At 65.1% G+C, this 11,854-nt stretch carries 8 protein-coding genes; 1 reads left to right on the top strand and 7 read right to left on the bottom strand.

Going from position 1 to position 11,854, the window contains the following annotated elements; genetic code table 11:
• Positions 1-7: 7 nt before the first annotated feature.
• Positions 8-1,633, bottom strand: coding sequence for a carboxylesterase family protein (locus B4383_RS07860; RefSeq protein WP_078290033.1), 1,626 nt, complete (start codon positions 1,631-1,633; stop codon positions 8-10).
• Between the two features lie 314 nt (positions 1,634-1,947).
• On the opposite strand from B4383_RS07860, the gene B4383_RS07855 reads away from it, so the two are divergent.
• Positions 1,948-3,234 carry a transposase gene (locus B4383_RS07855; protein ID WP_078290032.1) on the top strand — a complete coding sequence of 429 codons (1,287 nt, stop codon included), beginning with the start codon at positions 1,948-1,950 and terminating at the stop codon, positions 3,232-3,234.
• On the opposite strand, the gene B4383_RS07850 is transcribed toward B4383_RS07855, so the two are convergent.
• The 6 genes from B4383_RS07850 to B4383_RS07825 form a co-directional block, all read right to left on the bottom strand.
• Positions 3,130-4,857 (bottom strand): helix-turn-helix domain-containing protein, encoded by a 1,728-nt coding sequence (locus B4383_RS07850; RefSeq protein ID WP_078290154.1) that lies wholly within the window; start codon positions 4,855-4,857, stop codon positions 3,130-3,132. The genes B4383_RS07855 and B4383_RS07850 overlap by 105 nt on opposite strands.
• A gap of 240 nt (positions 4,858-5,097) precedes the next feature.
• The gene (locus B4383_RS07845; protein ID WP_078290031.1) at positions 5,098-6,480 is read right to left on the bottom strand and encodes a lyase family protein; all 1,383 of its coding nucleotides are present in this window, start codon (positions 6,478-6,480) and stop codon (positions 5,098-5,100) included.
• Positions 6,477-8,417, bottom strand: a complete 1,941-nt coding sequence (locus tag B4383_RS07840) for an FAD/NAD(P)-binding protein (protein ID WP_078290030.1) — start codon at positions 8,415-8,417, stop codon at positions 6,477-6,479. Before B4383_RS07840 ends, B4383_RS07845 begins: the two co-directional genes overlap by 4 nt.
• Positions 8,418-9,623, bottom strand: a complete 1,206-nt coding sequence (locus B4383_RS07835) for an FAD-dependent monooxygenase (protein ID WP_078290029.1) — start codon at positions 9,621-9,623, stop codon at positions 8,418-8,420.
• Entirely contained in the window at positions 9,623-11,188 is a 1,566-nt protein-coding gene (locus B4383_RS07830; protein WP_078290028.1) for an AMP-binding protein, read from the bottom strand. The genes B4383_RS07835 and B4383_RS07830 overlap by 1 nt, the downstream gene beginning before the upstream one ends.
• The gene (locus B4383_RS07825) at positions 11,185-11,733 is read right to left on the bottom strand and encodes an SRPBCC family protein (protein WP_078290027.1); all 549 of its coding nucleotides are present in this window, start codon (positions 11,731-11,733) and stop codon (positions 11,185-11,187) included. The genes B4383_RS07830 and B4383_RS07825 overlap by 4 nt, the downstream gene beginning before the upstream one ends.
• Positions 11,734-11,854: the final 121 nt, after the last annotated feature.

The following is an 11,854-nucleotide window of genomic DNA, read 5'->3' as shown; positions in this document are numbered from 1 at the left end:
TTCTGATTCACTTGCCCCACTGGACTGCGTCGAGAACGCCCAGCTGTGTGGTCTTGGCAGGAGTGGTGATTGTTCCGGCGCCGTCATGCAGCACAAGCTGCCGCAAGTCCTGGCCAACCGGATCCCATTGAGGAAGCCGAGGGCTGGCCGGTGCACGGCCGTGCGCGAACTCTGTCACCACATCCATAAAGGCAGCAGAGGTTTCACGCTCCTTGGGCCCGTCGCCGAACTTGGCCACATTGGACGGGTGCGCGTAGGTACCGAAGAGGAACGGTGACGTCGACTCGTGGGGCACGCCGAAGTACGGCGGCTGTACCGGGTGGGCGTACTCCATGAGGTACAGCGGTGCACGCCGCTCGACCGTCGCACTGCGAGTGAAGGCGAGGACGTCGTGGCGGATCAGCGCGTCTCCCCACAATTCGGTCCACAGCGAGAGCGGATCCGCCGGCCGACCATCCTGCTTTGCCGAATCCGTGTACACCGCAACGGCATCGGCGACAGTCTCGTCGGATATGGGCGTCGCCCCCTGCTCGAGAATGTCACGGAAGGCGGCGCGCAGCGAGGCGGCATCGGTCGGCTGCGGTTGCGGGTCGGGCGCGTTGGGGCCGGTGAAGAACGACCCCTCCGTGCTGGTGTAGATAGAAATGGTGGGGATGTCCGGCATCGGTTGACTGACATCGAAGGCCGGGAGCAGCACCGGATCGAGGACGGGCCCGCGATACTGGCGGCCGCTCATGACCACCCGCTGCGACCTCGGTTGGGCGAACTGGGCGACCCACCAGTCGCGTATCCGGTCCGCCGGTACGTCTTTCAGGTCCTTGACCGATACCCCCTGAGCCGCGGCCAGCGCATCAAACACCGCGGTGGCGTCGGCCGGCGTCAAGCTCAGGTAGGGACTCCACACATGCGCCTGACTGATGCTGATGATTCGGCGCAGCAGCGGCCGCGTCTGTGGATGCAGAGACAACTGCCAGGTGCTGGCACCACCCGCCGAGGTCCCGACGAGTGTGATGTTCCCCGGGTCGCCACCAAACGCCGTGGCGTTCTCACTAACCCAGCGCAGCAGCGCAATCTGATCCTGGAGGCCCCAGTTGGTGTGCAGTCCGGTATCGGGGTCTTCGAGGGCGGGATGACCGCAGAAGCCGAAGGCACCCAGCCGGTAATTGAAGTTCACGACGACGGCACCGGCGCGCTCGGCGAGCGCCGCCCCGTCGTAGACCGGAAGACTGCCCGCTCCCCGAGACCAGCCGCCGCCGTGGATATAGACGATCACGGGCAGCTTCGCTGCCCGATCGACCGTGGGCGTCCATACGTTGGCATATAGTGCGTCTTCCTGACGCACCGGATCACCGCCAGCCGGCTGAATGAAGTCCGAGCCGAATCTCCTGGTGTCCAAGGTATCTCGCCACGGAACCGGCGGGCGCGGGGACCGGAATCGATTCTCCCCGGTCGGCGGCTGCGCGTAGGGAATGCCCCGGAACACGCGCACCTTGCCGGCGGTTCCCCCACGGATCGCGCCACCGGTCACAGAGACTTGCGGGTCCGCCGCGCTGGCCTGGGAGCCGCAGCCAGCAAGTGCCGCCGCGCCAGCCAACGCAAATGTCGTTCCTAGCAACGCCCGCCGGGTAATCACCTCTCTATCTTCGAGATGGGGCGTCACGCACCAAACAATCGTGAATTCAGTTCGTCAGTTCGGAGGGAATCCGTCAAGTTGACCCCCCTGACACCCCATTGCGCCACCTAATGACTCAGCCTGCAGACAATAATTTGCAGGTCACGGGGTTGTTCATCAATCCGTCATCTCGCATTAGTCCACCACGCTTGGTGTAGTGGGGCACCCGCATAGTCCGTCACTTTGTGTGGTGCCAATACCTGGCCCTCAACGCGACTCTGGCCCATTCTTGGGTCGACTCCGAACATCCGCTAACTCATTGAGGTGCTTCAGACATGACATCTGCGACCAAGGCCCGGGCCGCGACCGAACTGTTCGATACGCGGCCCCGCGTCAGCTCGGTCGACGCCATGGCGTCCGTGGCCTCGCATGTATGCCCCGAAGTGCTGCGATCACTGCCGCGCTGCGATCAGCGCGCCAAGGGCGAGGACTACGTCACCGGCCTGCTGAAGGTGCGCGGACGTAAGTCGGCGCGGAACATGGCGGCCACCATGGGCCAGTCCATGGGCAGAGAAGTGAGCGAGCAGAACCTGCATCACTTCGTGAACAGCTCCACCTGGGACTGGTGGGCGGTGCGCCGGGACCTGACTGCCTACCTCACCAGCGCGTACCACGCCGCCGCATGGGTGGTGACCCCCATGCTCATTCCGAAGGCGGGCGTGCACTCCGTGGGTGTGGACCGACGGTACTGCCCTCGCGCCGGGCGCGCGGTCAACGGCCAGCTCGCCCTCAGTGTGTGGCTCGCCGCCGACGGATTCGCGGTACCGGTGAGCTGGCGGTTGCATTTGTCGCAGCCCTGGCTGGAATCCGCGACCAAGAAGACCAAGACCTCGATCCCCGAGGACTACCCCCTGGAGTCGGTGAGCGGATGCGCGCTGTCGTCGTTCCAGGAATTCCTCAAGGTGGCCCGTCCCTCGAAAGCACCGGTGATCTTCGACCTGCTCGGTGCCAGCGGTGCGGACCTGACACAGCTCTTCGGAACGCTGGCCCATCAGGTGGCGACCACGCGGGTACCCAGTGACCTGCAGCTTCAAGTAGTCGACCCGGCCTTCGCCGGCTACCAGGGGCGCGTCCTGCCCGCCGCGCAGATCGTGCAGGCCACCAAGGGCTCGCGGCGCACCGAGCAGTACGTCTACCAGGGACGCCGACACCTGATCAGCATCGCCAAGGTTCAGCTGGCGGACCCCTCGGCGGTACGGTCACGGACACCGTTGACGCTCGTCGGCATGACTCCGTTAGACCATTCGCGCGCCCGCACCGAACTCTGGCTGACCAACGACCCCGAATTCTCCACCTCGTCACAGGCACATCAGGTGGCGCTGGCCGATCACGTGCAGCAGGGATACCTGCACCTGGCGAACCGCATGGGCATGCAGGACTTCGCGGGGCGGTCGTTCACCGGATGGCATCGTCACGCCACGCTCGTGTCCATCGCCGCGGCGGTGGGATGCCTGGTGTCACCCGGTCTGGCGAGTGAGCAACGAGCCTCGAACCTTCCACAACTTGATGGCGAGCTGCGTGTCCAGGAGCCGCTCGGCATCCTGCCACCCGTCACCGAGTAACTCGTTCACCCGCTCGAGGCGACGCACCACCGTGTTGGGATGGGTGTGCAGGATCTTCGCGGCGCGGGTGGGGCTGGCGCCAACGGTGAAGTAGACGTCGAGCGTCTGAAGCAGATCGGTGTCGCGGTCTTCGTCATAGTCGATGACGGGCCCGACCATCGATCTGACGAAACCCTCGACGTCCTGGTGGCGCGAGAGCAGCACGCCCAGAAAGCCTAGTTCATTTGCGGCGGCGGCGGTTCCGAGAGCACCCAGCGCACTCATCGCGTCCATGCAGCGCATCGCGTCCTGATACGTCTCTTCGATGGACTCGACACGATCCGACGGTCCGGCGGCCGACACCGTCACCGGCATGCGTAGGTGTGTGGTTGTTTCGTCCCATACCGCCTGGGCGGTCCGCCCCGGATCCGCTCCCGGAACGAGCAACACCACCACCTCGTCCTGGGTGGTCCGCAGCCCGCCCACACGTGCGGCGAACGACGCAGACCACAGCGATGCGCGATCCAATCCGCCACGTTCGGGCCTGAGGATCACCACGACATGGGGCTGATTGAGGTCCAAAGACAAACGGCGGGCGTAGGTCTGAACCAATCGACTGTCACGCTGGCGGTAATCCAGCACGTCGTGGAGCAGGTCGTCGCGCAGCTGGGACACCGACAACGACATTCGATTGTCGCCGCACATGACCACCGCGGCCGTGGTGGTGAGATCCTGGATTTTCAACGGGTACACCGAGACTGGGTCGTCATTCAGGCTCGCGACGGATAGCTCGCCGTGGTAGTCATCACCCACCGTGAGCGCGGTTGTCACGAAGTCTTCCGGATCGGATTCCCATTTGTACGAAGCGATCTCGTCACCGTCATGCCCGGTCACCCGCATCGCGACACCGAGGTGCTCCCCCGCCGTGAGGACAAAGCTATCCATGCCACCGGGACCCGCGCCGGCGTTGAGAAGCCTGGTCCGCAGCTCGAGGCGTTGCTCTAGTTCGCTGATTTGTGCTGTATTGCTGGAGAATTCGTCGGCACGTGCCAACGCGATACCCGCGAAAGAGCAGAGGCTGGCGAAGAGTGATCGCTCGGCGCCAGTAAAGCTGCGCACCGTGCGTGACCCGACATAGAGGTTGCCGAAGTGCTGCCCCTCGTGCTCCATCGGCATGACCATCAGGCTGTGCACACCCTCGGAGCGCATCGCGGCGTCGCCATCGCTGGCCCGGCTAAACCTGGTGTCGGACGGGTAATCTGTGGTCCACACCGGCCCATGGCCAGGACGGTACTGGCTTACCAATCCGACGTCGTCGCCAATCGGGAAGTACAGACCCCGGTTGATCGCGGTGGTAGACCCGTCGACATAACGGACGTGGTGCCGCAGATCAGGTCCGGCGTCATCGCGTACCGAAATGAACGCGAAGTCGGCGTCGAGCATGATTCGCGCACGTTCCACCAAGATCGTCGAAGCCTCATCGATATCGCGGCAACCAAGCAGCTCGATGGCCACACCCACGAGATTGGACAGTCGGGCCTCCCGCTGATTCTGCCCCTCGATAAGGCTGTAGATGCGTTCGGCGTATCCGCGGGCGCGGTGCAGATCCGCAGCGCTCCACGGGGGCGAGGACTCGCGGGCCATCTCCTTGAGCCGGGCCTCGAAGACATCGGGCGCCGTTCCGGACGCCAACAGTCGCAGCACGGCTAACGCGGTGGGGCCTCCCTCGCGCGCCCCACCAACCTGTATGTCAGTCAATCCCAACTACCCGTCTGCCGTGTGTGCGTGGCAACGGTAAATGTGGGGTACGGCAGCGTCAAGACTCTTACGCGCGAACAGTTCGCAAAGAATCAGCCTGAACGAAAGTTCGCGCAGGTGGCTTCCTCAGATCTGCCGCGTGGCGGCGGCTTGTGCCAGCTGACCTGCCGCTCCGACGTACGTGACGGGGTCCAACAGTCCATCGACCTCAGCCTCGCTCAACCACGCGATGATCTCCGGCCGGGCAAGACTTGCCTCGCGCAAACTCACGCCACGTGCGACTGCCTCGTCGACGACCGCAGAGACGAGGGCCTTCGCCGGCCCCTTGCCCAACTGCGCGGACAGCGCCGCCGACAGCCGCTCGGCCGAGGGCTGGCCGCCGAGCAACCCGAGGTTCTCCGACATGCGTTGGGCACGCACCTGCAGACCGCGACTCAGATCGACGGCCGTCTGCGCCGCACCGCCGGTGAGGCGCAGACATTCGCGCAGAGCCAGCCATTCCGCGTGCCAGCCACCCGCGGACCGCTCGTCCTCGCTGAGCAACGAGTTGGTCAGGATGGTACTGAGCGCCGGAACCTGCAACGCCGCCGATCTGATCATCGTGGCCAGCACCGGGTTTCGCTTGTGCGGCATGGCCGAGGAGACACCGCGACCGGGTGGCGCCGGTTCGAGCACCTCCCCGACCTCGGTGCGGCTCAAGGTCAGCACATCGATGGCGAACTTGCCCAATGCGCCAGTCACAAAGGCCATGGTGCTGCCGATATCGGCGATCGGGGCGCGTAGCGCGTGCCAGGGCAGCCCCGAGGCGGCCAGGCCCGTCCTCCGCGCGAAGGCGATGTTGAGTGTCTCGACGAATGCCCCGGGATCTGCACCGTGCGGTCCGGCGTATGCGAGGTACCCGGCAAGGGTGCCCGCGGCACCACCCAATGAGACCGGAAGTCTGCCCGCGACTGCGAGCACGCGTGCGCGGGCCTCCAGGATCAGCTCCCGCCAGCCGGATGCCTTAAGCCCGAACGTGGTCGGAACGGCCTGCACCGCCAGAGTGCGAGCAGCCATGACCGTGTCTCGGTGTTCGACAGCCAGGATCGCAAGAGCCTCGGCTACGTAACCCAAATCCGTCGCGATGAGCGCCAGCACCCGCTTGGCCAGCATCATCGCCGCGGTGTCCAGGATGTCTTGGCTGGTCGATCCGCGGTGCACGTAGTCGGTCGCACTTGGATCGATGTCCCCCACCACCCGAGTCAGTTCTTTGATCAGGCCGACGACGGGATTGGCGGTCTCCCGCGCCGACAACGCCACCTCACGGACGTCGATATCGTGTCCGGCCACAGCCTTGGCGATGACATCTGCCGCGCCCCTGGGCAGAACTCCGATATCTGCCTGCGCTGCTGCCAGCGCCGCCTCCGCGTCGAGCATCGCCTGCAGCCACGCGGCGTCGGTCAACTCGCCCTCGGCGACGGTGCCGGCGCTGACCGGCGACAGCAGTCCGGTCTCCAGGAAACCGCTCACACCAGCACTCCGTGATCACCCACATCCGCAACCGGAGAGGGTGCACTGGCCAATGCGGCGCGGGCAATCGCATCGGCGTCGCCCAGTGTCACCGAATCCACTCCCGGCCTGATTCCCGCCGCGGTAACCCAGTGCACCGACTCGGTGGGAACCCCGTAGGCGAACCGGCGCGGATGAACTCGCCCGTCGGCACCGATCAACCGGTACGGGCGCTCGGTGACCGCCAATCCCTTTGTCTGGTATGCCTTGTGATCATCGGTAGGTATCTCATACGGGCGGCATTGACCGGTCTCCTGCAGGAAGATCAGCAGGGGGTCGCTGCTGCGGCGCAGGTCTGGTTCATGCAACCGTGCCTCGATGAGGCTGCGCGTCCTGACGGCCGACCCCGGCACAAGTGGCGACTCGATGACCACGGCCGGGTCATGAGTATCGAAGCGCACCTGCATCTGCGGTCCCACCAGATGCATGACCCCGGCCTCTACCAGGGCGATGATCTCCTCGATCCGCTGAGCCGGCGGGCCGATGGACAGGAAGGCATTCAACGGCGTGTACCAGCTCTCCAACTCGTCCCGGTACGACTTGCCGTCCAGCCCGCCGTGGTCCACGGCCAGCCGGATCTCATTGCGCAGGTCCCGCAACACATCCAGCGCCGCCTTCACCGGACCGTCGACATTGCCCTCACGTGCCATCACCACATCGGCACGCAGGTGTTCGAGGATCCACGCGGTGAACTCCGAAGGCCCACTGAACTCGCGGTTACCCCACGGACGGTCGAGATCATCCCATTCCCAGGCAATTTCGAGCAGATCGTGATCGGACAAGATCGCCGATAGGTCGCCCTCATCCGCGGCAAGGTAACGCTCGGCGAACTCTTGGACCGGCACTCCGCGCTGCGTCAAATGCCCTTCGTAGTAGACGCATTCCACCTCCCGCGCGATGAGCGGCCAGAGGTCGCGGCGGAACTGCAGGAGAACGCCGAGGCTCTCGCGGAGCTGGGCGATGCGCTCCACGGTGAGCAGGCGCGGGAAATAGCGACCGGAAGATCCCTTCTGGTTCTCACCGCGCGCGTGGTACGGAATGCCACGTCGCGAGCTGGCGTACAGAATCGGCTCTTGTCCCGATGGGCGGTACACCAATCGCCCGTCTTCCGTTCCATGCTCCCGTTCAAACTTTCCGCCACGGCCCACCGTCAGCAGAGCCATATAGTCGAAAAAGTTCAGCCCCAGTCCCCGAACAGCCACGGGTTCACCCGGTCTGATGGCGGACAAATCGATATCGGCCGGGTTGGACGGGGTGACGTACGTCAGTCCGTGGATACGGGCGAGAGATGCGGCACGGGCCTCACCGGGACGCAGGCCCGCGGGAACATGCCCGACGGCGAGAATGACGGCACTCAGATCATGCAGCCTGGTCCCGTTCTCCAGCCGAACCCCCTGTGGCCCATCGATATCGCCATGAGTGTCCGCCAATGCCACCGCGCGGGAGCGATGGACGAGGACCGCTACATGATCGGGTGCCCACCCGACCACACGCGCGAAACTGTCGCTGAGGTAGTGCCCGTAGAGGGCACGCGTCGGGTACGAGTTGGACCGCAGCGTACGTGCCTCGGCGATCGCCTTCTCGCCGCTACGCGATGGATCACCCAGCAACGCAAGGCTTTGCGCCCACTCGTAGAGCGTCGGCCCCGGTTCAATGGGTCCCTCGATGGCCACGCTGTCGTCGGTGAACACGGTGATTTGCGACGCCACGGTGTTCATCAACAGATGCCAGGACTGATTGGTGCGCCAGACCGATCCGGCTCCCGGCGAGTAGGGATCTACGACGTGCACGACGATTCGGTCCGCGCTGGGTGCGTGGCGCTCGTTGGCGCATAGGCGCTCCAGCACTGCCAGACCGCGAGGTCCCGCACCGATGATGCAAATCTGTTGGTCCGACATCTACCGCACCCCTACCGCCGACGTCACCGCGGCCAAGCCGAAATCGGTGTCGCCGTGCATCCATGCCAGCTCGTCATGCAGATCGGAATCTCGCATGGCACCCAGCTTCTCGTTGCGCTCGACGGCCGCGTCACCTGCCGCGTGCCAGATGCCGATGCTGTCCCTGGCCGCCAGCGTCACGTCGGCGGTGCGGTCACGGCGTGCCTCGACATACCTGCTGAACCGGCCCGGGAGGCGGTCCGGATCGGCGCCAACGATCGCGCCGAGGACCACGGCGTCCTCAAGTGCCTGGCTGGCGCCCTGCGCCGCGTAGTGCAGCATGGGATGCGCCGCATCGCCCAGCAGCACCACCCGGCGGTCCGACCACTGCCGCACCGGGTCACGATCCACCAGCGACCAGGATCTCCAGTCTTGCCCTAGCTCAAGCAGGCTGCGCGCCGTTCCGCGCAATGACGCCAACTCTCCGCGCACGCGCGCCTCACTCACCGAGACCCCGGAGAATGCCTGTGTGACACCGTCCGTGCGGCTCGCCGCAAGATTCAGCAGCGAACCACCCGCGATCGGGTAGGTCACTAGATGGCATCCGGGCCCGGTCCACCAGGTGACCGAATTGGATTGCAGGCTTTCATCGACCTTGTCGATGGGCACCGTGGTGCGGTACACCGTGATCCCGGCCACCCGCGGTTCGCCGTCGTCAAGCAGCACTCGGCGGATCGAAGAGTTGATGCCGTCGGCGCCGATGAGACCGTCGCCTTCCACGCTGGTGCCATCGGCAAGCAGCGCCCGAACTCCCTCGCCATCCTGCTGGTATCCGAATACCTCACTGCGGCTCAACAACGTAATGCGACTATCAGAGACGCAGGCGTCGACCAGAATGCGATGCAGTTCCGCGCGATGCACCACCAGGTAGGGGCTGTCGAACCGATGCTGATAATCCGCACCCAGGCTCATCGTGTTGATCAGCCGGTCGACGGTGGCGTCGAACAGCCGCAGCGAGTCCACCTGGACTCCGATGCTCTCGATCTTATCGCCCACGCCGAGCACGTTGAGAGCATGTAATCCGTTGGGGGCAAGCTGGATGCCGGCGCCGATTTCGGCGAACTCGCGCGCCCGCTCCAGAACAACCACCTCGTTACCCGAGGCGGCCGCGCTCAACGCGACGGCAAGTCCGCCGATACCACCACCGACCACAATGAGCCGCGACATCAGATCGCCCCCGCGCCGATACGTGCCGACAGTTCCAGCCTCTTGATCTTCGTGGTAGCGGTCTGTGGAAGCTCATCGAGGCGCAGCTGAAGCGGCGGGGCCATCGGCGGCAACTGTGCCGCCGCGGTATCCCAGGCGTTCAGATTGAGCGGCACATCGTTTTTGGTGCACACGACCGGCTGCGCGAGACCATTCGGGCCGGCGACGATGATCACCTCAGTGAGCTCGTCCACCGCCAGGAACAGGCGATCCTCGGCGGCGAGGGTGCTGCCGAAGCCTTCGATGAGATCGACTTCGCGGTCAAGGAGGTGAATGCAGCCCCAACGAGTGCGGTAGCCGACATCGCCCATCCGCCACCAGCCGTCGTCGAGCTGATTGTCGTAGCGGTCCTGCTCCCCCAAGTAGGTACGAATCCGGCCGTCGGTCCGCACCTCGATGTAACCGGGGTTCTCCGAAGACGGCGGCTCTCCATTGCGGGAAACTATCCGGACGTCTGTCATGCCCGGGAAGGGGTAGCCGACACACCGCCCATCGGAGTCCGCGGACCGGAGGCGGCTAAAGCCGCGTGCGACGATCGGCCCCACCTCACTTTGACCGTAGAGCTGCCCGAAAAGCGGACGACGGCGTTGGGTGGCCGCCAGGAGGGTGCGCACGGTGCGTGGGTGAATGGCATCGAAGGTGCTGCTGAAGTACTTGACCGAAGCCAGCGGGCGCCGCGGATCGTCGGCCAGCACTTCCCAGTTGATGAACGTGTTCGGATGAGCCTCAAGGATTCCCGGCTTCACACGCAGGAAGATCTCCGCGGCGTGCTCGGGTTCGTCGTCTACGAGTACCACCACGGGGAAGCCGCGTAGCATCGCGATCGCCAGTGCGGTCACCAGGCGCGAATGCACGAAGGATACGTGGATGACCAGGGGCTCGCGGCGGCGTACCAGTGCGGCGACGGCGGCCTGGGGACGGTACCGCGCCTCAAAGGTGAAGTTGGTGTGCACCGCGAGCTTGGGTACCCCGGTGGTACCCGAGGTGTGGGTGATGAGCGCCGGATCGTGCGGGCTGGGGATAAAAGCCGGCGCGGGTGCCGCGGGAGTGAGCGTCGACAGCGTCACGGCCTCTGGGTGCTCGCCCTCGGCGAGCAGGATTCGGGAGGTGATCTCCGTGATCGGCTGTCCGGCCAGGTCGCCCTCGAGCTTTGCGGTGTCCGTCAACAAGGCCGGATTACCTACCCGCCCAATGAGTGTCGCCACTGTCGCGCCGTCCAGCTTGGGGGACAACAGCACTGGAACCGCGCCGACACGGGCCGCGGCACAGGCCGCAAGCGTGATGTCAAAGCCGTCGGACTTGTGAATAACCAGTTTTTCTCCGGGCGCGACACCGGCCGCCCTCAGCCGCCGCGCGATATCGTCAACGGCCGTGGCCACCTGTGCGATGGTCGACGTACCTTCCAGCTGCGGCGCCAACGACGGTCGATGGTCCAGCGTCAGCGTGTTGGAAGGGTGTCTACGCGCCGCGCGCTCGAAGAGTGAGCCGAGCTTGATGCCGCGGTTTCCAATGCGCTGCAGAATCATTGAGGTACACCAGCCTTCTGGGTAGCATGGGCTTCCTCGGTGATGCGCGAGATGGAGTCCACGGTGGCCTGCATGTCGGCGCGGAGCTTGTCGCCCCATTCACGGACGAACCGCTCCTTACCTTCTGCGTCGAGGTGCGACATGATTTCGGTGATGCCCTCCGTGGGCTTGCCCATCCGGTAGTGGTGCCGCAGGATCGACCCACCATCGGCGGCGTCCACGAAGTAGCTCCAGACACTCTCCTGCCGCTCTCCGGAACGGTTCAGGATGGACCAGCTGAATTGCCTCGGAGCTTCGGCGGCCACGATCTCACTCTCGGTCTGCCAGCCTCCGCGCACCACCGGTGCCCATGCGACGACATCGGTCGCGCGATTGTTGTTGCCGCGGAACACCGCGCCAACCTGTCCGGGCTCACCGGATATCCATTGTCCACCAATGCATTCAGGGCTCCACCGACCACTCTCGGGGAGGTCGCTGACCAATGCGTACAGGTCTTCGGGCGATGAGGTGCAGAAGGCGCTGGTTTCGATTTCGAAGAGGCTCACGCATCAAAGGCTGGCACCGGCGACAGGGGCCAGCGATGTATCCGGAGAAGGTCCGTCAAGTTGGTTTTCGGGTCCGTCAGGTCGGTGCGCCGGTGCGGGGTAAACACCAGGTTGCGGCCGG

It is taken from the genome of Mycobacterium sp. D16R24 (assembly GCF_002013385.1).
Taxonomy (GTDB): domain Bacteria; phylum Actinomycetota; class Actinomycetes; order Mycobacteriales; family Mycobacteriaceae; genus Mycobacterium.
This window is presented reverse-complemented; position numbering and strand designations above follow the sequence as displayed.